This is a genomic window from Bacteroides clarus YIT 12056, assembly GCF_900129655.1.
Taxonomy (GTDB): Bacteria; Bacteroidota; Bacteroidia; order Bacteroidales; family Bacteroidaceae; genus Bacteroides; species Bacteroides clarus.
In genome coordinates this window covers 96,363-116,480 of record NZ_FQWK01000005.1, presented here as the reverse complement: position 1 = coordinate 116,480, position 20,118 = coordinate 96,363, and the positions used below count along the sequence as shown (strand labels likewise).

Genomic DNA, 20,118 nt, shown 5'->3' with positions numbered 1-20,118 from the left:
ATTAAGGTATAAAATTCTTCCAGACATCCTCTCTCAGTTGAGGAGAAGGGACATATAGAAAAGTATCGGGGTCTTTTTCAAAAATTTCATAAATACTCTTGCCAGCCTCTATTCCCAATGCAGAATAATCATTAGGTGTTTTACAGATTAATTCAGAAGTTTGGTATTGGGAATTTGCCCTCCATTCTATTTTATTCTCACTATTGAAAACAGGAAACCAAGCAATACCTCCATGAGCACGCACTCCGTCATAAACAAACCCATACTCACGGTCACACCAAGCCCCGAACGTAAGCGGAAGTTCGGGATTTGCACTAATTGTGGCATGTGCCCAATAGGGTGGTACAATTACTACTTCTCCAGCTTTTGCATATACAGCAAAACAACGCCCCGGATGGTCCTCAGCATATTCCTGCATATAAATAATAGCTTCACCCGACCAGATTTCATACACTTCGGGAGTAGACCATCCACTGTAAGGTGATACTTTATGTATATGTCCCTGACTGCGGATAGGTTCATCACCCAGACGTCCGGCAGCATAAGTCACCACCCCATATAGTAAATGCATTTTTTCCAAAAGAGCTTTATGCTCTTTCTTACCTACATCCATCGCAATAGAATAAACGATTTCAGGTCCTTCACAAGTGGGATTCATCAGACTTTTTCGGATATCATTCAACATTCTGTTTTCAACCTTTGGACCGAACACATCATTTCCATACTCAAAACCCATTGGTGAAAATGTCGGGTTGATTTCAAAACCTGGATTAAAAGGCATTTCTCTACTGTTTGTCATTTTCGTATATAAGCTTTAATGGTTGCACATTCTTTCCCTTCCGATTCGCCATAAGGACGAATGGTATATGTATCTACCGCTGCCGGAATTATAAATGTTTCAGCATAATGAACCACAAAAGGAGTAAAAGCACCCGCCGGGCTTTCCACAATAACTTCACGTCCCTCTACCAAGTTCAGAACTTGTACAGAACCATTAGTTTTATGAAGTACCTTACCAGTAAACCAGTGACGACGAGTTTCAATAAATTCACGTTCATGTAATCCGGTATGTTCTTCAAGCCATCCTTCATCCTCCGCAATCGTAACAAAACAGTTGATAGCTTCCTTCTTTACCCAACTCTCCGTGCGATCCCATTGAATCACATGTTTTCCATGTTCTATATTGATAGGGCGAGGACGTCCATCCAGACCTAATCTGCCCCAATCCCAAAGTTTAAAAGTAAAAATATAAGGAGTAGCACTGATTTCCAATACCATACTATTCGAACCGGAACAGTGTATCGTACCAGGTGGAATGAGCACATGATCATGCTTCTTTACCTCATATACACCCACATACTTCTCAACATCAAATACACCACTTTTCTGCGCTTGGCATAATTCATCTACCATGACTTCCGGATTTACTCCCTCTTTCAATCCCAAATAGACTTTTGCATCTTCTTTTGCATCTAAAATATAATAACTCTCCTCCTGAGTATAATGCATCCCGAATTTCTCTTGGATATACTCTACCAACGGATGAACCTGAAGACTTAGATTGCCTCCCTCCATCGTATCCAGAAAGTCAAAACGGATAGGAAATTCATCACCAAAACGTCCATATACATTGGGGCCTAATAATTGTACGGGATGAGTAAACACTAAATCAATAGAAGGTATTTCAAAACACACATCGCCAAACCCCAAAAGAAGACTATTTTCCTCAAGAACACAATCAAAACACCAAGCATAGTTTATTGCCTCTTTATCAAGGTCACATATTTCTTTCATCCATTGTCCGCCCCATGGGCCCTGGTCAAAATAGGGTACGACACGAAATGGACGCGATGCAGCAATATCCAACCCTTTAAAAATAGCTGCAGCAGACGCCATTTTAGGTTCTCCAGTTTTATTAGTATCTATAAAAACATCTATTTGTTTCATGATCTGCTTTTTCCAACGATCACAGATACGCCAATCAACAAAAAATGCCTGTTTATACTGAAGAGAAGCACGTTCTGCCTGATTCTTAAATCCTATGTTTGTAACTTCATTACGACGAAAACGAAGTTGGATTTCCCAACGTGCCATATCAAGATAGGCCAAGATAGCAGGTTCCTGCCAAATATAAGAAGCTCCTACACCATAAATTATGATATATTCTGCAGAAGAAGAGGTTATCAATTTACGCATATGCTCTACTTTGGCATTATCGAAATAAACCTCCATTGTATATCGCGTCATATAGCCAAATATCTCATCATCAGTCACATCATCTTTGATTGTATTATACAAAGCGTCCTGACCTTTCATCGCTGCTACAGATTCAAGAATGCAAGCCTCGGGAAAACCTTCATACAATGCCTTTAATACTTCATCATCATGCACTCCTTGATAACATTCTACTACCAAAATTTTTTTCTGTTGTAACAGAGAACGTAACTCAGCGGTTACGTTCTCCCAGCCTGTTACACAACTATGTTCTTCTCCCGGTACTTGCACTACCGGAAACTTGTCATAATTCGATTTTTTATTATTTAGTAAATACTTGTTCATAGTTTTATTGAATAAAAGAAAAACCTATTTAAAAAAATAATATCCGGCAGCTATCAATGCCGCATCATCACCTAATATAGAAGCCATAATCTCCACTTTCCCATCGGGACACCAAGCTAATGCATTCACTTTTCTACGTATATAAGGTAATATTACATCCTTGCTCTTCATTATACCTCCACCCAAAATTACAACCTGTGGATCATAAGCATGAATATAATTCACGATTGCAGCACTCCATACATCCATACAGTTCTCGATCACCAATTTAGCATCTACTATACCAGCAGCAGCCTGCGCAAACAGTTCCTTAAAATTATAGTTAGCTATATCATTTCGAAAATTCTGGCTGAGAAACTCATTTTCTTGAATTATCTGTGGTAAGAAGAAAGAAGATGCATGAGCTTCTACACATCCCACATTACCACAACTGCATTTTCTTCCCTGGTAATTGACAATCAAATGACCACCTAAAGAACCGGCTCGATAATGTTGCCCATAAAGTAATTTCCCCTCAAGAATCACCCCGGTACCAATTCCTGTACCAATAGTCATCATTACAACATTCTTCTTACCATAAGCTACTCCAAACTGCCATTCACCTACCGTAGCGGCACGAGCATCATTATCAATAGCAAACGGTACATTCCAATGTTCACAGCACCAACACTGTAAATCAATAGAAGGGGCATCATCATATTTAGCATTGGTTGACACTATCCGTTTAGAACGTACATTTACAATACCCGGAAATGCAAGAAACACTCCACCTAACTCATTAGAAGAAATATTATTCTCCAATAACAAATTATCAATAGCATTCGCTATGAAATCCAAACGGGGCATTAAACCATATTTCGATCCTGCATCAAGTTTTTTGACATCTACTACCTTACCGTCTTCCACCAATCCCACTTTTATGATAGTACCACCTAAGTCTATTCCTATATAATGCATATTATCTCTCCACTTAGATTAATTCTGGCTTTCCATTCACTTCTTTCAGACGGCGAGCAAATCCCTCACGAGCTATTATACCATAATTATGCCCAGCATCTGAGGGCCAACTGGCCGCGAAAGTCAATATACTATTACCTACATTAGCCACACGATGAGCAATTCCCCCTGGGATATAATGTAAACTTCCCGGATACATGCGCTCAGCCCAAACATCACGTGCTTCATTCATCAGGATAAGCATACCTTCACCTTCCACACCCCAATAAAATTCAGCACGATCAATATTAGAATGAAAATGTCCTTTCGTCATGAAATATTCATCTCCTACTTTTCCAGGCATCAGATAGGTTATTCCCATAAACAGACCACCAGGCGTTCCCTCTTTCACGGGAAATATACTAGAAACATGGTAAGCGATTAAATTTGGATCCATAACCTCAAATGCCGCCTTATCCTCAAACACATCTCGCAAATCACCCATCCTACGAGTTATTCTTTCTACATTTTCACCTATGAGTTCCTTACCCGTAAAAATTAATTTAGGTAAAAATATTAGTGCATCTTCCATACTGTATGATAATTAATAAGTTAATATTCTATTTTATAACCACATCTGATTTAGAATGACTAAAAAAATTCAAGAAACGCCCTTTCTATATTTTATTTCTTACAGACACTTCTTATTTGTTTTGTATGTATGAACATATATATGATTGTGCAAATATATAAATTACATTTTTATTTCAAAATAAAATTTGGATATTTTTTAAAAAAAAGCTACTTTTGCTATATATTTACTTAATTAACGATTATGGAAATAGATCATACTAGCAGTAAACCACTTCATATTCAAGCAGAAGAGGTATTAAGAAAGTTAATAGACAAAGAAGAGTACAAAAATGGGAAACTACTTCCAAATGAAGTAGAATTGTCTGAACAATTAAACATATCTAGAAACACACTACGACAAGCTATTAATAAATTAGTATTCGAAGGCCTTTTAACCAGAAAAAAAGGATATGGTACAAAAGTGGCTAAAAAAGGAATAGTAGGAGGAGTAAAAAATTGGCTAAGTTTCTCTCAGGAAATGAAGATGTTAGGCATAGAGGTCCGCAATTTTGAACTCCATGTTAGTTTAAAAAAACCCTCTAAAGAAATTGCTAGTTTTTTTGAGATACCTTATGAAAATAATATAAAACGATGTGTAGTGTTAGAAAGGGTTAGAGGAAATAAAGAATTCCCTTTTGTCTACTTCATTTCTTATTTTAACCCAATAATTCCTTTAACAGGTGAAGAGAACTTCACAAAACCACTTTATGAGTTATTGGAAACAAATTACCATATTATAGTAAAAACAAGTAAAGAAGAAATATCCGCCCGCTTAGCAGGTGAAATCATAGCTGATAAATTAGAAATTAAAGCTAATGATCCAATCCTAATTCGCAAAAGATTTGTATATGATATTAACAACATACCTGTAGAGTATAACATTGGTTATTACAGAGCAGAAAGTTTCACATATACAATAGAAGCAGAAAGATAGAGTATGTTCATACATATTATATAAAAGCATATAATATAAAAAAAGAAAAATAAAGAACTATAAACAAATAACAGTTCTGTTATAGTTCTTCGTATTTTATATCCTGCCCGTCTATCCACTCTTTGAAATCAAGCGGATTAAGGCAATCCTCTATGCGGACATCCCCTACGCGGGTGCGCTCCAAAGCCGTAAGATGAGCGCCGCTATTCAACGCCTCACCGATGTCACGCGCCAAAGCACGGATGTACGTACCCTTGCTGCACACTACCCGAACCTTGATTTCCGGCAGATTACATTCCAGCAGTTCAATCTCGTCAATCACCAGCAACTTGGGCTTCAGCTCCACCTCCTCGCCTTTGCGGGCAAGGTCATAGGCGCGTTTACCGTTCACCATGCAGGCCGAGAAAGCGGGAGGCACTTGCTGTATCTCGCCGATGAACCTCTTCAAAGTCTCCTCTACCAGCTCCCTCGTGATATGCTCCGTAGGATAGGTAGCGTCTATCTCATGTTCCAAATCATAGGAAGGAGTGGTAGCGCCCAGCCGGATGGTGGCGATATACTCCTTGGTATGATACTGAAATTCTTCAATCCGTTTTGTAGCCTTGCCCGTACACACTATCATCACTCCCGTAGCGAGAGGATCGAGTGTACCCGCATGGCCTACTTTCAGTTTCTTTACCTTCATCCGCCGGCAGATGTGATAGCGCGCATGGCCTACGACCTTGAACGATGTCCATCCCAACGGTTTATTGAAATACAGAACTTCTCCTTCTTTAAAATTCATCTGCTTCATCCCTGCATTTGTGAAACTACCAGCGTAACGATACCGGCTATTGCACAATAAATAACAAAGTAGATCAACTTACCTTTCTTCACTATATTAATCATCCATTTACATGCAAGACAACCTGAGATAAAAGCCGCCAAAAAACCTATAAGCAACGAGAATCCCGGAATATCTCCCGCAACGGACTCTCCTTTTATCATCTTGACACCGTCCAGCAACGCTTCACCCAAAATAGGCGGTATCACCATGAGGAAAGAAAACTGCGCCAGCTTGGCCTTGTTATCTCCCAAAAGCAAGCCGGTGGCAATGGTACTGCCCGAACGTGAAAGCCCCGGCAACACAGCACAAGCCTGCGCCAAACCTATGATGAACGCATCTTTCATGGAAATCCTGTCTTTCTGTTTCGGCTTGTAATAATAGGAAAAGCTCAGTAACAAAGCGGTCAGCAACAGACAACATCCCACAATAAACAACCCCGAACCAAAAATCATCTCTACTTCCTCCTTAAAGAATACTCCCACAATACCAACGGGTATCATAGATATCAAGATATTGATGATATAACGGGTTTCTTCATTCATTTTCCATTTAAACAATCCGCGGAAAATCCATTCAATCTCTTTCCAAAGCACTACCAATGTACTGAATACGGTAGCTACATGAACTACTATGGTGAAAGCCAGATTATCTTCCCCCTGAATTCCAAATAATGCCGATCCGATAGCCAAATGTCCGCTGCTGCTAACCGGCAAATATTCTGTCAATCCTTGAATAAGCCCAAGAATAAGCGCTTCAAACCAATCCACTTCTTCAAATAAAATTAAAAGTTAAAAACAACCGCTATTCCTTCTCCGTTTTCGGTTTACGCAATACGGCATATATCATAAATACAAATCCCAAAAGGCAAACCAATGGAGCCACCTTAATACGTCTTACACTAAAAATGTCCGGTTCAAAGTGTGTCGGTGTAGATACAGGGCCGGTCATTAGAATAAAACCAAGTATTACCACCGCCATACCGACAGCAAGCAGAATAAAATTGGTCTTGTCAAAAGCGAACTTCTGTTTACTCATCTATTTATTTACTATTTAATGATTTACTATTTCTTACCTCTTATATATAATACAATGTACTCGCCTTCATCCTCAGATACTTGTTGATAGAGAGCAATGCACACAACCAGGTAATGAGCACTCCGAACACCAGTACGGCAACGGAAACCAGCAACATCACCTCAGGCGTAATCACCCTGATTAACTCCGGTTCATAAGAAACCAGCCAATAGGCGGCTCCCCACAGAACGGCATCGGCAATGACAGCCGACAATACTCCTATCCAGAAATTACGCCGCAGGAACGGACGCCTGATAAAGCTCCAACTCGCCCCTACCAGCTTCATTGTATGGATAAGGAAGCGTTTGGAGTAGATAGTCAGACGGATTGTATTGTTAATCAGCGCAAAGGAAATGAAAGTCAGAATGACAGCCAAACCCAACAGCATCAGACTGATATTGCGGATATTATCATTCACCGCATCTATCAGGTCTTTCTGGTAAAGTACTTCCTGAATATTCGTGTTCCTCTTGATTTTCTTCTCTATCTTGGCAATGCTGTCCGAATTGGCATAATCGGAATGCAACTTAATCTCGATGGACGCCGTAAAAGGATTATAGCCGAGGAACTCCTGCGGGTCTGTCCCCATCGCCTCGGTTTGTTCGCGAAGCGCCTGTTTCTTGGAGATATATTCCGTCTCCTTCACAAACGGCTCTTTATCCAGTTTCTTCTGCAGTTTCAGGATATCACTCTCTTTCATATCATCACTGATAAGAATAGAGAAGTTGATATTCTCCTTTACGTATACGGAAAGGTTGTGAGCCCCCAATACAAAGAACACCACCAAGCCCAACAACAGCAATACCAATGTAGTACTTATGCTGGATGTGATGAACTGCATATCAAAATAGGATACCGAATTACGTTTAGCTTTCATTAAATCACCTTTTTTTACGAAACACATAAATCATGGAACTGCTGCGCTCTTTCCTTACCAATGCATGGAACCATGCCAATGTACCGGTAATCATGCCCCGTATGAACGGACATGAACGGCGCATATTTTTCTCTGTCAGCATGGATACGTAGAACGCGTCAAACGGCATGGGATGACGCTCCGCCAAAATAAAGCCATGCCTGGAACCCAGCCGCTGGATAGTGCCGGGAGTAAAATGCCACAAATGCCGGGGCACATCGTAGGCAGCCCAATAAGCTCCGTATTTCCTGGCGTCGTACGAAGAGCAGTTGGGTACGGCTGCAATCAGCACCCCTTTTTCCGTCAGCAACGAGTTCAGCGTTTCCCAAGTCTCATTCAACGGTTCAAGGTGCTCCATTACGTGCCACAGCGTAATGACATCAAAACTATCCGGTTCAAAATCCTTCAAAGCCGTATCGGGCTTTACCTCCAAGCCGAAATGCTCCTTGGCAAAAGCGCGTGCATGGGCGTTCTTTTCAATGGCTTCCACCTGCCAGCCGCAACGCTTCATTGTATCGGCAAAATAACCGGTTCCCGTGCCGATGTCCAGCAGACGTCCTGTTTTACGATGCGCTTCATGCGCCACCAAGCGCGCCTTGCGCTTCAACATATAGCTGCGCACCCAATGGTATACGGAGTTCATCACCCCTTTCTTCGTATCTGAATGGGATATATAATCGGGAGTTTCATAATAGCGTCCGATTTCCGCTTCTGCGGGAAAATCCTGGGTCAATATAAAACCACAGTCCCTGCAACGGCACAAGTGGAATACTTCACCCGAGGCATAATGGTCTATGCAGGTCAGGGTACGCTCCAAATGCGTTCCGCCACATACCGGACAAGCTTTTATAGTGAGTTTATTCATCGAACGTTTACCAATAAGGAAGTGCAGTCTGAACCGAACAGACCGCACTTATCCTAAATTTGGTGCAAAATAACAAATAAAAAGTGATTTACAAGGCTTTCATTAAGGAGATTTAATAAAAGTAATGCTGCGTCGAAAGTGACAAGGAAGGAATTCACCGCAATTAAGAGTCGCGCATTAAGACTACAACCAAGAAACAGGCAGACATTAATCCGTTAAACGGTAGTCATTATTGCGTCAGACAATTGTCGCCCTTTCGTTAGACAGTTGTTTAACGCAAAGTCAACGGCTGTCTAACGAAAGGATAACAACTGTCTGACGAATTAAAATTCGCAAACAAAGAAGATAACAGAGAGCGGGGAGATGCCTGTTATTCCTGCAGAATAAACTAATCACAGCCTTTGTGTTCGGTCTTGAGCGGACAAGTGTCCGATAACGAACAGACGCATAAGCATAATAATAATTGATAATCAACGATTTATATCTTTGGCACAGGATTTGACTTTTATCAGGCGAAGGCGTTCGAAAAAAGATGAACCGAAAAGGCAACTTTTTATATCGGAAACAACGTCTAAAAATAAAACGGAAATAGTAACAATAAAAAAATAAAGATTATGAAAACTACAAATTTATTCAAAGCAATCGCATTCGTAGCAATGATTATCGTAAGCGTAATGAACTCGGAAGTAAAGGCTCAGGACAACTTCATCACCAATGAAGAAGTAAAGAATGACTTGGTAGTAGCAAAAACAATCTTCAAGCAAGACGGCACATACCTCTACAACCACATGCGTTATGAATTTACATACGACAACGAAAACCGCCTGACCGGCAAGACCGCTTCCAAATGGGACAGCCTGCAAAGCCGATGGACACCTTACTTCAAGATGTCTTACCAATACGAAAACAATGAAATCATCATGTCATACGCACGTTGGAACAAGGCTCACAAGGCTTATGACAAGGATATGAAGAAAAGCGTATATGAAATGAACGAAGAGAACATGCCGGTAGCTTACAAAAGCTATGAAAAGAACAGTGAAAAATCCAACTGGACACTGGTAAGCTACAACCGTATAGACCATACGGCAAACTTGCTGGCAATGGCGGAATAACAGAAAAATTAAAGTTAACAATACATTAATAAGGGGAGCATAGACCGCGAGGTTCGTGCTCCCCTGCCTTTTTTATATCAAACTAAACTTCTTCACCTTTCAGCGTCGCCGAACTGCTTTCTGTAATCTTAACCGTCACAAAATCGCCCGTCCGGTGCGTTCCCCGGTCGAAAACAACTACCCGGTTCTGTTCGGTGCGTCCGAAGAGCTGGTCGCGCGAGCGTTTGGAAACACCTTCTACCAGCACCTCATAAGTTTTTCCTACGCAACGGGCGTTGGCCTCTGCAGAAAGACGGTTTTGCAAAGCGATAATCTCATTCAGACGACGAATCTTCACTTCCTCAGGCACATCATCCGGCAAATGCTTGCTGGCATACGTACCCGGACGTTCGGAATACTTAAACATAAAGGCGGCGTCATAACCGCACTCCTCCATCAGGGAGAGGGAAAGCCGGTGGTCTTCTTCCGTTTCCGAATGGAAGCCGGAGAAAATATCCGTAGACAAGCCGCAATCCGGAATGATGCGGCGAATGGCGTCAACACGTTCCAGGTACCACTCACGGGTATATTTACGGTTCATCAACTTCAGGATACGGCTGCTTCCGCTCTGCACGGGCAAGTGTATATGCTTGCATACATTGGGAACTTCCGCGATGACTTGCAGGGTCTCGTCGCTCATATCTTTGGGATGAGAGGTGGTAAAACGGATACGGACGCCCGGAGCCGACTCGGCCACGGTACGCAGCAACGCGGGGAAAGTTATCACTTCCCCATCCGCCTTTTCAAAACGGTAAGAGTTGACATTCTGTCCCAGCAAGGTCACTTCCTTATAACCCTTAGCCACCAAATCGGCAACTTCATTCAGGATGCTTTCCACATCCCGGCTGCGTTCCCGTCCGCGGGTGTAGGGAACGATGCAATAGGTACAAAAGTTATTGCAGCCGCGCATAATGGAAACAAAACCCGAAATATGATTTCCGCAAATGCGCGAAGGTATCACATCACGATAAGTTTCCGTTGTGGAAAGCTCCACGTTGATGGCTTTCTCGCCTGCCTCTACGGCAGCTATCAGGTCGGGCAAAGTAAGGTAAGCATCCGGACCTACCACCAGGTCGACATGATGGTTCGTAATCAGGTCGTCTTTGACACGCTCCGCCATGCATCCCAATACGCCGACAATCAGATTCTTTTTCTTCTTCTTGAGCGAATGAAAAAACTCCAGGCGGTTTAAAATCTTTTGTTCGGCATTATCACGGATAGAGCAGGTATTCATGAATACCGCATCCGCCTCTTCCAGCGTTTCGGCCACCGAATATCCCGCCATCTGCATCACAGAGGCTATCACTTCACTATCGGCCACATTCATCTGGCAGCCATAGGTTTCGATGAACAACTTTTTGTTCTCATCGGCAGTTGCAGATTTAAAGTCTGCTCCCGTCACATTTTCCATAATCAGTTTGTTTAAAATCAAGTTATATTAGTTACATTTTGTCATTCAGAGCGTAGCGAAAAACCTGCTCCCTTTATGTAGTCAGAGGGAAGTGATTCTTCGCCATGCTCTGAATGACAGCGTGCAAAGATACTTCTTCCCTTCCAATAAAGTGATGAAACCATGGAAAAATAACACATAATCCCCTCTATTTGATGCGTTTCTACTAATTTATGTTAAGCAAGTAAACATTTTCCGAGTGTTAATTTGGCATTGTTGGAATAAATTTCCAATTTTGTGGAATGAAAGAAACATTAGATTTTTTCATAGTTAAGGTTTAGGTTAAAAAAACAAGGGGAGCTGTGAAGCTGCCCTTTTTTAATGCCAATTTGTTGGCTACAATCAGATTAAATAATTACCTTTGGCGGTGAAAAAACAAAGAAAGGCTTATGGAAGACATCTTCAAATTTCTGTTAATTGCAGGCATTATTGTTATAAGTTTTGTCAGACAAGCAAAGAAAGAAGCAAAAAAGAAAGCTGGCAACAGCCCCGCCATGCCTGTGTTCGATGAAGAGAATCCCCTTCCTGAAAGCTGGAGCGACGGAACTTACGGCGGTTACATCCCGGAAGACCCCAAACCCGAAGCCGCCGTAATACGCAAGAAAACAGAAAAAAAACATAAGCCCGTCAAGAAACAGCCTTTCATTCAGCAAGATACCGACAATACACTTCCCGAACCTGCCGACGCCTCATCCGAATTTGAAATACACTCGGCAGAGGAAGCGCGCAAGGCTATCATCTGGGGAGAGATATTACAACGAAAATATTAACGCGATTGAAAGTTGAGTTGATTCCTTACACGAAAAATAACTATACATTATGGCATTTAATTACATTTCAGCAGCAGAAGCTGCGAGCCTGATTAAACATGGCTACAATATCGGCCTGAGCGGATTTACTCCCGCAGGAACAGCCAAGGCCGTTACGGCCGAACTGGCAAAAATAGCAGAAGCGGAACATGCCAAAGGAAACCCTTTCCAGATAGGCATTTTTACAGGAGCCTCTACCGGTGACTCCTGCGACGGTATCCTTTCACGCGTCAAAGCTATCCGCTACCGTGCTCCTTACACAACCAATCCCGATTTCCGTAAAGCGGTAAACAACGGCGAGATTGCCTACAACGACATCCATTTGTCGCAAATGGCGCAAGAAGTGCGCTACGGCTTTATGGGAAAAGTAGATGTCGCCATCATCGAAGCCTGCGAAGTGACACCCGACGGTAAAATCTACCTGACCGCCGCCGGCGGTATCGCTCCTACCATCTGCCGCCTCGCCGACCGGATTATCATAGAGCTGAATGCCGCACACAGTAAAAACGCCATGGGACTGCACGATGTCTACGAACCGCTTGACCCGCCTTACCGCCGCGAAATACCTATCTTCAAGCCGAGCGACCGTATCGGACAGCCTTATATCCAGGTTGACCCGAAGAAGATTGTAGGTGTCGTAGAAACCAACTGGCCGGACGAAGCACGCTCATTTGCCGCCGCCGACCCGCTGACTGACAAAATCGGACAGAACGTAGCCGACTTCCTTGCCGCAGATATGAAGCGCGGTATTATTCCCTCCACCTTCCTGCCGTTGCAGTCGGGCGTAGGAAATATCGCCAACGCGGTGTTAGGCGCTTTAGGACGCGACAAGACCATTCCGGCATTCGAGATGTACACAGAGGTTATCCAGAATTCCGTTATCGGACTGATTCGCGAAGGTCGCGTGAAGTTTGGCAGCGCTTGTTCACTGACCGTAACCAACGACTGCCTGAACGGTATATACGAGGATATGGATTTCTTCCGCGACAAGCTGGTTCTCCGTCCGTCGGAAATATCCAACAGTCCCGAGGTAGTACGCCGTTTAGGTATTATCTCTATCAACACAGCCATTGAAGCCGACCTCTACGGAAACGTAAACTCCACCCATATCGGCGGTACGAAGATGATGAACGGTATCGGCGGTTCGGGCGATTTTACGCGCAACGCCTATATCTCTATCTTTACTTGCCCGTCTGTCGCCAAAGAAGGCAAAATCAGCGCTATCGTCCCGATGGTTTCTCATGTAGACCACAGCGAGCATGATGTCAACATCATCGTTACCGAACAAGGTGTTGCCGACCTGCGCGGCAAGAGCCCGAAAGAACGTGCTCAGGCAATCATTGAGAACTGTGTTCATCCGGATTATAAGAATATCCTGTGGGATTATCTGAAACTGACCGATGGTAAGGCACAGACTCCTCATGCCATGCGTGCCGCCCTGGCTATGCACGCCGAACTGGCAAAAAGCGGGGATATGAAGAATATCGACTGGGCACAGTACAAATAAAGGCTAAATACGCCTTTGATAAAAGGCTGACAACGCTCTGATCAACCTATCATTCTGTCATTCGGAGGAGCTTGCGACGAAGAATCTTCTCTCTTAGCTATATAAAGGGAAGAGATTATTCACTCCGTTCCGAATAGCAGAATGATAGGTTAATCAGAGCGTTATTTTAACAGCTCTTTATCAATCCATACCAACCGGTACCGGTCATTCATCGGATAAGTATATCACAGACAGTATCTTGGAATTTACGTGCCTCCCTGCCGGAAAGCACATTCTGATTCATTATGGCAAAAGCGATCTGATGCCCGTTATCTGCCTTTAAATAACCTGCCAGGCAATTTATAGCCGTAAAAGAACCGGTTTTAGCATGCACTTTCTTATAAGAAGGCGTCCCTTTCTTCATACGGTTTTTCAGTGTTCCGTCCACTCCGCCGATAGGCAATGCCTTATATAATTTCTGAAACACATCCGTACGTGAATAAGCGAATTTCAAGAAGGCAACTAAAAGTTCCGACGAGATATAGTTATAGTTGGAAAGTCCGCAACCGTCCGCCAGATTATAACGGTCGGGAACATAGCCCAGCTTTTTTATCAACCGGCGGATAGCCGAAAGTCCGTCTTCGGCAGAGATATGCCTCCCGCCCGTAAACTGCGCACCTAAACGGCATAACATAGCTTCTGCATTCAAGTTATCACTCTCTTTCATTATTTGATTGACTACTGCCTGTACAGAAGTATTATAAGATGCCATTCGCACTGAAACGCTGTCTTTTTGAAACTCGCTGAAAGAATAATCCGGCAGGCAACGGATACCTTTTGCCCGTAAACGCTCCAGGAACGTATGCATAAAGAAGTCCTGCGAAGAATAGATATTCACCGTACCGGTACGCTTCCCGTCCACATTACCCGATACCGTTATGTCATTGCCATTCTCCAGCCAATCGCGGGATACACGAAAACGTCCGGCAGAGGGGGCGCGGGTTTTTGTTGTATTGGTCAACGTATAGTAAGACGAAGCGGGAGTGCATTCCAAACGTGCCGTATCACCCTGCACACCGGGAAAAGCAGTTATCGTAACCACTCCTTTATCGAGCATCAGCGGCGACAGGTATGGCTGAAAAGAATAGGGCGTATCATCCCACAGCCAACCGCTTCCCCAATACAAAGAGTCTTTCATGGAAACATCGCCATATATCTTGCCTTGAACCACAGAGAAAGGCAAACGAGACACCTTACCGACCAAAGAATCCAACGCTTCATCATCAAATTCCGGGTCGAAACCTCCGACAACGTATATATCTCCTTTCAGCGTATCACGCTCAATCACGCCCTTGTACCAAACCTCCGTACAAAAAGGCTCGTCCGCCTCAGGGCGCGCAAGCGCCGTAATCGTAGTCAGCAACTTCATTGTAGAGGCCGGACGGGAAAGCTTATCCGCCTGATAACTATACAGAGCCTTATCAGCAGTCAAGTCATACACTGAAATAGATACATTAGAACCTGCGGGTAACCGATACTTTATCAATGTATCCAACCGCGAAGAAAGAGAGTTTGTTTCAGGTGATACTCCCTGTGCAGACAATATACTGGGAATTAACGTCAAAACCAATACAATCGGGAATAAGATATATTTTCTCATCTTCTTACAAGCTATCATTCAGGTTCGTCAGTTGTCCGGCTGTTTTTGGCAACCGGTTTCTCAAATCTTCCTTTACATTGATTACAAACATACTCCCAATGGTTGGTGCCCGGAGCGGCACTGGCCAACAAAGAGGCAATAACCGCGGCAACAGCCCTCATCCGATGCCCTTTCCTCAATACGAACTTAATATCGGGGGAACCGCAGAAAGGACAGTATTTCAATTGTTCAGGAATCATCTGGTTTTGTTCCAACAGGCTGATTGCCGCTTCATAGTCTTTTTCACCCACCAATATATCCACTCCTGTCAGATCACCTACTTGCAATCCGGCCAGTAGTGTGGACATATTCTCATTCCGCAACATGGAATCAATTCCTTCATTCTGTAACGCTCCCTGAACAATGTGGGCTTGAGTTGCAGAATCGCAAGTCATCAACTTTACGATTTTCATAATATAATGTATTCCATTTAAGTGAGTATTACAAAATATCCGTCATCCGGTTAAAGAGCTTCCTTAAAGATTTCGCCTACCGTAGGATGCGGGAATACTATTTTTTTCCATTCCGCAGCAGTCAGCTTGAGTTCGACAGCCATACCTGCCAACGTGATAATCTCCGAAGCCGGATTACCCAGCACATGTGCTCCCAAAACAGTATCATCTTCTGCCAGCAGTAACTTGCACATACCGTTAACCCCTTCATTCTCCGCGACAAAACGACCGGAATAAGCCATAGGCAGCTTTACCGTACGATAGGGAATACCCTTTTTCTGCAAGGCTTCTTCCGTATCCCCCACACCCGCAATTTCAGGATTGGTATATACCACGCCGGGGATAGCCCTGTAACTCATACAGTCTTTCTTGCCCAAAACGGCATGTACCGCCACTTCCGCCTCGCGTACAGCAGTATGTGCCAGCAAAGAGAATCCGGTTAAATCCCCGCATGCATACACACCCGTAACCGAAGTCCGCATCTGCCCGTCAACCCGTATGTTTCCACGTTCTGTTTTCTCCGGATTCAAATTTTCCAATCCTAAACCTTTCGTTACCGGCCGACGGCCGACGCTCATCAATAACTTCTCCGCAACTGAAAAACCTGTACCTTCGGCATTTTCATAATTTACCCGTACCTGAGTTTCGCCGTTTTCTCCCGCACTTCCGTCCAATGACACCACCTTCGTATTCAGCATGAATTTAATACCGCGCTTGGCATACTCCGCACGAAGCATGGCGGACAGTTCCTTATCCATTCCGCCCAATATTTCATCCAGCATCTCGATAACAGTGACCTCCACCCCCAGACTATTAAAGAATGAGGCAAACTCCATGCCGATGACTCCACCGCCGATGACAACCAGCGATCTCGGAAACTCTTTATTGTCCAACGCATCACGATGCGTCCAGTAAGGCACCGTATCTATTCCGGGAATAGGCGGAATAAAAGTTTCCGAGCCTGTGCAAAGCAATAAATTATCACATTCATACGTTTCGTCACCGCACAGAATATGATTCTTATCTACGATTGAGGCCTCGCCATTTACAATAGTCACATTATTGGCGGTCAGCTTTCCTTTGACACCCAACACCAGTTTACGTACCACTTTCTGTTTACGTGCTATGATTTTGGGCAAGTCGAACGAAACTTCCGATACATTGACCGCATATTTGGACGCGTGACGTGCGCTGTCATACGTTTTTGCCGAATACAATAAAGTCTTGGTAGGAATACACCCTTCATTCAGGCACACCCCGCCAAGGATTCGTTTCTCAAAAAGCACAACACTCAGGCCGGCCTTTCCGGCTGTTTCCGCAGCCGTATATCCCGCCGGACCTCCACCGATAATGGCAATTTGATATTTCATAGTTCTTGCATTTATAGATTTCTGCATGCAAGATACAACAAGAAATTCAGAAAAAAAGCATGATACCTCACATAATTATAATTTATCGTGATATACGCTGCTCGAGCAGACGGATAAACTCTTCCTCTTTAACAGGAAGAAGCGCCACGCACTTACCCTCTCCATACCTTATCAGTACATAGCGCATAACGGCAAATCTGCCTATCCGCATGGAGGAAGCGCGTTCTACCGACGTAATATCCTTCAGCGGGATTTCTTTTCCTCGTGAAAAGCGTCCGAAGAACAATGACAGCTTATTATCGGTAGTAACGGTATAGGTAGTATGAATCAGCTTCTCGATACTGACAACCAGCAGGAGCATAAAAAGAACAGCAACAAGAATATTCTTTTCCCAAAGGCCGTAAACAGCGATTGTGCCTGCCAGAATGACAAACAAATACTGTCCGGCAGCGATACGCGCATGAAAAATTCGATTCATTTTATCCGGTTTTTGCCGCTAAGGTAGGTATTTTTATGAATTAATGCCCGCAAGGGAGACAAGGAACGTACTTATTTTGTAGTTTTGCGGTGTTAAATACACGAAACTATGGTAAGAAAGTTCGATTTCCTCGTTATCGGCTCCGGAATTGCCGGTATGAGCTTTGCGCTTAAAGTGGCGCATAAAGGAACAGTAGCCCTCATCTGCAAGGCCGGTCTGGAAGAAGCAAACACTTATTTCGCACAAGGCGGCATCGCTTCCGTCACCAATCTGGCGGTAGACAATTTCGATAAGCATATTGAAGACACCATGATTGCCGGAGACTGGATAAGCGACCGTGAAGCTGTGGAAAAAGTGGTACGCAACGCTCCCGAGCAAATCAACGAGCTTATCAAATGGGGAGTGAACTTCGACAAGAAAGATAACGGAGAATTCGACCTGCATAAAGAAGGCGGACACTCGGAGTTCCGCATCCTGCATCACAAGGACAATACCGGCGCGGAGATACAAGACAGCCTGATTGAAGCCGTAAAACAACATCCTAACATCACCGTATTCACAAATTTCTTTGCGGTGGAAATCATCACCCAACACCATTTGGGCATTATCGTAACCCGCTATACTCCGGGCATCAAATGCTATGGCGCTTACGTTCTGAACGAGAATACCGGAGAAGTGGATACATTCCTTTCAAAAATGACTATCATGGCAACCGGCGGCTGCGAAGCCGTATACCGTAACACTACCAACCCGTTGGTTGCCACAGGTGACGGCATTGCCATGGTCTATCGCGCCAAAGGCGCCGTAAAAGACATGGAATTCATCCAATTCCATCCCACCGCCCTCTATCATCCGGGCGACCGCCCTTGTTTCCTGATAACGGAAGCCATGCGCGGATATGGCGGCGTGCTCCGTACCATGGACGGAAAGGAATTCATGCAGAAGTATGACCCTCGCCTGTCACTCGCCCCGCGCGACATCGTGGCGCGTGCCATCGACAATGAAATGAAGCAGCGCGGTGACGAGCATGTCTATCTGGACGTTACCCATAAAGACCCTGAAGAAACTAAGAAGCACTTCCCGAATATTTATAAGAAATGCCTCAACATCGGTATCGATATTACCAAAGACTACATCCCCGTAGCCCCTGCCGCACACTACCTCTGCGGCGGTATCAAAGTAGACCTGGACGGGCAATCCAGCATCCGCCGCCTGTATGCCATCGGCGAATGTTCGTGTACCGGCCTGCATGGCGGAAACCGTTTGGCTTCCAACTCGCTGATTGAAGCGGTGGTCTATGCCGACGCAGCCGCCAAGCATGCACTGAGCGTATTGGAACGCTATGATTTCAATGAGGATATTCCCGAATGGAACGATGAAGGAACTATCTCCAACGAAGAACGGGTATTGATTACGCAAAGTATGAAAGAGGTGAACCAGATTATGGAATCTTATGTGGGCATCGTCCGCAGCAATACCCGCCTGACCCGCGCGTGGAATCGCTTGGATATTCTCTATGAGGAGACGGAAAAACTGTTCAAGAGCAGCAAGGCAACCCGTGAGCTTTGCGAACTGCGCAATATGATTAACGTAGGTTATCTGATTACCCGTCAGGCCATGGAACGCAAGGAAAGCCGCGGCCTGCACTATACGATAGACTATCCGCACGCTCAAAACAATACATCACAGAGGGAATAAAAAAGGCACGGATTATACGAATTCAACGGACAAAGCATTCCGCGAGCTTTCGTGTAATCCGTGCCTGATTTTAATATTCAGACAAGTATGCCGAATATTAATAATTTTCTTTCTTTACCTCGAAGTAAGCCTGCGGGTGCAAACAAGCAGGACACAATTCAGGAGCTTCCTTACCTGTGTAGATGAAACCGCAGTTACGGCATTGCCATACTACTTCACCTTCTTTAGCGAAAACAGTAGCATTCTCAATGTTCTGTACGAAAGCGCGGTAACGTTCTTCGTGTCCTTTTTCAGCAATGGCAATGTTACGGTACATAGCAGCGATTGCGGGGAAACCTTCTTGCTCGGCAACATCGGCAAAGTGAGGATAGTCCAAAGACCACTCTTCGTGCTCGCCTGCAGCGGCAGCCTGCAAATTCTCCAATGTAGTACCGATAACGCCTGCAGGATAAGAAGCGGTAATTTCTACCATTCCGCCTTCCAGAAACTTAAACATACGTTTCGCATGCTCTTTCTCCTGATCGGCTGTTTCAGTAAAGATGGCTGAGATTTGTTCGTAACCTTCCTTTTTTGCCACGCTTGCAAAATAAGTGTAACGCATTCTTGCTTGTGATTCACCGGCGAATGAAGTCAACAGATTCTTTTCTGTCTGAGTTCCTTTGATACTCTTGCTCATAAATTCTTTTTTTATTAGTTAATGTAATTACGTATAGATTATTCGTATTTCCTTATGTCAACCGGACAAAAATACGAATTTAGTTTAATAAAACCACACTTTG

20 protein-coding genes are annotated in these 20,118 nt (G+C 43.9%); 5 read left to right on the top strand and 15 right to left on the bottom strand.

The annotated features are described in order from the left end of the window. Nucleotide 1 precedes the first annotated feature (1 nt). The 4 genes from BUB52_RS10055 to BUB52_RS10040 are packed head-to-tail and all read right to left on the bottom strand — an operon-like array spanning nt 2 to nt 4,087. A complete protein-coding gene (locus tag BUB52_RS10055) occupies nt 2–781 on the bottom strand; it encodes a glucose-6-phosphate isomerase family protein (protein WP_039950844.1) in 780 nt (259 codons plus the stop codon). 14 nt (nt 782–795) lie between these two features. After that, nucleotides 796–2,559 carry a class I mannose-6-phosphate isomerase gene (locus BUB52_RS10050; protein ID WP_009122013.1) on the bottom strand — a complete coding sequence of 588 codons (1,764 nt, stop codon included), beginning with the start codon at nt 2,557–2,559 and terminating at the stop codon, nt 796–798. A gap of 24 nt (nt 2,560–2,583) precedes the next feature. Next, entirely contained in the window at nt 2,584–3,516 is a 933-nt protein-coding gene (locus tag BUB52_RS10045; protein WP_009122012.1) for an ROK family protein, read from the bottom strand. A gap of 13 nt (nt 3,517–3,529) precedes the next feature. Then, nucleotides 3,530–4,087, bottom strand: coding sequence for a glucose-6-phosphate isomerase family protein (locus BUB52_RS10040; RefSeq protein ID WP_009122011.1), 558 nt, complete (start codon nt 4,085–4,087; stop codon nt 3,530–3,532). A 243-nt stretch (nt 4,088–4,330) separates the two neighbouring features. On the opposite strand from BUB52_RS10040, the gene BUB52_RS10035 reads away from it, so the two are divergent. After that, nucleotides 4,331–5,062 carry a GntR family transcriptional regulator gene (locus BUB52_RS10035; protein ID WP_009122010.1) on the top strand — a complete coding sequence of 244 codons (732 nt, stop codon included), beginning with the start codon at nt 4,331–4,333 and terminating at the stop codon, nt 5,060–5,062. Between the two features lie 79 nt (nt 5,063–5,141). On the opposite strand, the gene truB is transcribed toward BUB52_RS10035, so the two are convergent. Genes truB through BUB52_RS10010 form a run of 5 tightly spaced genes read right to left on the bottom strand, consistent with a single transcriptional unit; the run spans nt 5,142 to nt 8,743 of the window. After that, the gene (gene truB / locus BUB52_RS10030) at nt 5,142–5,846 is read right to left on the bottom strand and encodes a tRNA pseudouridine(55) synthase TruB (protein ID WP_039950842.1); all 705 of its coding nucleotides are present in this window, start codon (nt 5,844–5,846) and stop codon (nt 5,142–5,144) included. 5 nt (nt 5,847–5,851) lie between these two features. Beyond that, nucleotides 5,852–6,655, bottom strand: coding sequence for an undecaprenyl-diphosphate phosphatase (locus BUB52_RS10025; RefSeq protein ID WP_009122008.1), 804 nt, complete (start codon nt 6,653–6,655; stop codon nt 5,852–5,854). A gap of 34 nt (nt 6,656–6,689) precedes the next feature. Continuing rightward, entirely contained in the window at nt 6,690–6,923 is a 234-nt protein-coding gene (locus BUB52_RS10020) for a DUF3098 domain-containing protein (protein WP_009122007.1), read from the bottom strand. A gap of 40 nt (nt 6,924–6,963) precedes the next feature. Next, nucleotides 6,964–7,839, bottom strand: coding sequence for a cell division protein FtsX (locus tag BUB52_RS10015; protein ID WP_009122006.1), 876 nt, complete (start codon nt 7,837–7,839; stop codon nt 6,964–6,966). A 4-nt stretch (nt 7,840–7,843) separates the two neighbouring features. Next, complete coding sequence (locus BUB52_RS10010) at nt 7,844–8,743, bottom strand: class I SAM-dependent methyltransferase (protein WP_009122005.1); 900 nt, start codon at nt 8,741–8,743, stop codon at nt 7,844–7,846. A gap of 614 nt (nt 8,744–9,357) precedes the next feature. Here BUB52_RS10010 and BUB52_RS10005 point away from each other — a divergent pair. Beyond that, nucleotides 9,358–9,858 (top strand): DUF3836 domain-containing protein, encoded by a 501-nt coding sequence (locus BUB52_RS10005; protein WP_009122003.1) that lies wholly within the window; start codon nt 9,358–9,360, stop codon nt 9,856–9,858. Nucleotides 9,859–9,940: 82 nt separating this feature from the next. Here the strand turns inward: BUB52_RS10005 and miaB are convergent, their stop codons facing one another. Further along, a complete protein-coding gene (miaB, locus tag BUB52_RS10000; RefSeq protein ID WP_009122002.1) occupies nt 9,941–11,308 on the bottom strand; it encodes a tRNA (N6-isopentenyl adenosine(37)-C2)-methylthiotransferase MiaB in 1,368 nt (455 codons plus the stop codon). A gap of 428 nt (nt 11,309–11,736) precedes the next feature. Between miaB and BUB52_RS09995 the strand changes: the two genes are divergently transcribed. Together BUB52_RS09995 and BUB52_RS09990 are read left to right on the top strand one after the other, a co-directional pair. Further along, a complete protein-coding gene (locus tag BUB52_RS09995; RefSeq protein ID WP_009122001.1) occupies nt 11,737–12,117 on the top strand; it encodes a hypothetical protein in 381 nt (126 codons plus the stop codon). Between the two features lie 49 nt (nt 12,118–12,166). Beyond that, complete coding sequence (locus BUB52_RS09990; protein WP_009122000.1) at nt 12,167–13,663, top strand: butyryl-CoA:acetate CoA transferase; 1,497 nt, start codon at nt 12,167–12,169, stop codon at nt 13,661–13,663. Nucleotides 13,664–13,871: 208 nt separating this feature from the next. Here the strand turns inward: BUB52_RS09990 and dacB are convergent, their stop codons facing one another. The 4 genes from dacB to BUB52_RS09970 all read right to left on the bottom strand — a co-directional run bounded on the left by dacB (nt 13,872) and on the right by BUB52_RS09970 (nt 17,641). Beyond that, nucleotides 13,872–15,302, bottom strand: coding sequence for a D-alanyl-D-alanine carboxypeptidase/D-alanyl-D-alanine endopeptidase (gene dacB, locus BUB52_RS09985; protein ID WP_039950840.1), 1,431 nt, complete (start codon nt 15,300–15,302; stop codon nt 13,872–13,874). Between the two features lie 14 nt (nt 15,303–15,316). Then, nucleotides 15,317–15,754: a putative signal transducing protein gene (locus tag BUB52_RS09980; RefSeq protein ID WP_009121998.1), complete on the bottom strand. Its 438-nt coding sequence runs from the start codon at nt 15,752–15,754 to the stop codon at nt 15,317–15,319. 50 nt (nt 15,755–15,804) lie between these two features. Beyond that, the gene (gene lpdA / locus BUB52_RS09975) at nt 15,805–17,163 is read right to left on the bottom strand and encodes a dihydrolipoyl dehydrogenase (RefSeq protein WP_039950760.1); all 1,359 of its coding nucleotides are present in this window, start codon (nt 17,161–17,163) and stop codon (nt 15,805–15,807) included. 82 nt (nt 17,164–17,245) lie between these two features. Next, the gene (locus tag BUB52_RS09970) at nt 17,246–17,641 is read right to left on the bottom strand and encodes a PH domain-containing protein (protein WP_009121996.1); all 396 of its coding nucleotides are present in this window, start codon (nt 17,639–17,641) and stop codon (nt 17,246–17,248) included. A 108-nt stretch (nt 17,642–17,749) separates the two neighbouring features. Here BUB52_RS09970 and nadB point away from each other — a divergent pair, with 108 nt between their 5' ends. Beyond that, nucleotides 17,750–19,339: an L-aspartate oxidase gene (nadB, locus tag BUB52_RS09965; protein WP_009121995.1), complete on the top strand. Its 1,590-nt coding sequence runs from the start codon at nt 17,750–17,752 to the stop codon at nt 19,337–19,339. Nucleotides 19,340–19,436: 97 nt separating this feature from the next. Here nadB and rbr read toward each other — a convergent pair whose 3' ends face one another. Then, on the bottom strand, nt 19,437–20,015 hold the full coding sequence (gene rbr / locus BUB52_RS09960) for a rubrerythrin (protein WP_009121994.1): 579 nt from the start codon (nt 20,013–20,015) through the stop codon (nt 19,437–19,439). Nucleotides 20,016–20,118 lie beyond the last annotated feature (103 nt).

What these genes read in the sequence shown, in the direction of transcription:
- BUB52_RS10015 (WP_009122006.1), bottom strand. Translation starts at nt 7,839, where the DNA reads ATGAAAGCTAAACGTAATTCGGTATCCTATTTTGATATGCAGTTCATC.
- dacB (WP_039950840.1), bottom strand. Translation starts at nt 15,302, where the DNA reads ATGAGAAAATATATCTTATTCCCGATTGTATTGGTTTTGACGTTAATT.
- BUB52_RS09990 (WP_009122000.1), top strand. Translation starts at nt 12,167, where the DNA reads ATGGCATTTAATTACATTTCAGCAGCAGAAGCTGCGAGCCTGATTAAA.
- BUB52_RS10055 (WP_039950844.1), bottom strand. Translation starts at nt 781, where the DNA reads ATGCCTTTTAATCCAGGTTTTGAAATCAACCCGACATTTTCACCAATG.
- BUB52_RS09995 (WP_009122001.1), top strand. Translation starts at nt 11,737, where the DNA reads ATGGAAGACATCTTCAAATTTCTGTTAATTGCAGGCATTATTGTTATA.
- lpdA (WP_039950760.1), bottom strand. Translation starts at nt 17,163, where the DNA reads ATGAAATATCAAATTGCCATTATCGGTGGAGGTCCGGCGGGATATACG.
- truB (WP_039950842.1), bottom strand. Translation starts at nt 5,846, where the DNA reads ATGAATTTTAAAGAAGGAGAAGTTCTGTATTTCAATAAACCGTTGGGA.
- BUB52_RS10020 (WP_009122007.1), bottom strand. Translation starts at nt 6,923, where the DNA reads ATGAGTAAACAGAAGTTCGCTTTTGACAAGACCAATTTTATTCTGCTT.
- BUB52_RS10040 (WP_009122011.1), bottom strand. Translation starts at nt 4,087, where the DNA reads ATGGAAGATGCACTAATATTTTTACCTAAATTAATTTTTACGGGTAAG.
- nadB (WP_009121995.1), top strand. Translation starts at nt 17,750, where the DNA reads ATGGTAAGAAAGTTCGATTTCCTCGTTATCGGCTCCGGAATTGCCGGT.
- BUB52_RS10035 (WP_009122010.1), top strand. Translation starts at nt 4,331, where the DNA reads ATGGAAATAGATCATACTAGCAGTAAACCACTTCATATTCAAGCAGAA.
- rbr (WP_009121994.1), bottom strand. Translation starts at nt 20,015, where the DNA reads ATGAGCAAGAGTATCAAAGGAACTCAGACAGAAAAGAATCTGTTGACT.
- BUB52_RS10010 (WP_009122005.1), bottom strand. Translation starts at nt 8,743, where the DNA reads ATGAATAAACTCACTATAAAAGCTTGTCCGGTATGTGGCGGAACGCAT.
- BUB52_RS10045 (WP_009122012.1), bottom strand. Translation starts at nt 3,516, where the DNA reads ATGCATTATATAGGAATAGACTTAGGTGGTACTATCATAAAAGTGGGA.
- BUB52_RS09970 (WP_009121996.1), bottom strand. Translation starts at nt 17,641, where the DNA reads ATGAATCGAATTTTTCATGCGCGTATCGCTGCCGGACAGTATTTGTTT.
- BUB52_RS10050 (WP_009122013.1), bottom strand. Translation starts at nt 2,559, where the DNA reads ATGAACAAGTATTTACTAAATAATAAAAAATCGAATTATGACAAGTTT.
- BUB52_RS09980 (WP_009121998.1), bottom strand. Translation starts at nt 15,754, where the DNA reads ATGAAAATCGTAAAGTTGATGACTTGCGATTCTGCAACTCAAGCCCAC.
- miaB (WP_009122002.1), bottom strand. Translation starts at nt 11,308, where the DNA reads ATGGAAAATGTGACGGGAGCAGACTTTAAATCTGCAACTGCCGATGAG.
- BUB52_RS10005 (WP_009122003.1), top strand. Translation starts at nt 9,358, where the DNA reads ATGAAAACTACAAATTTATTCAAAGCAATCGCATTCGTAGCAATGATT.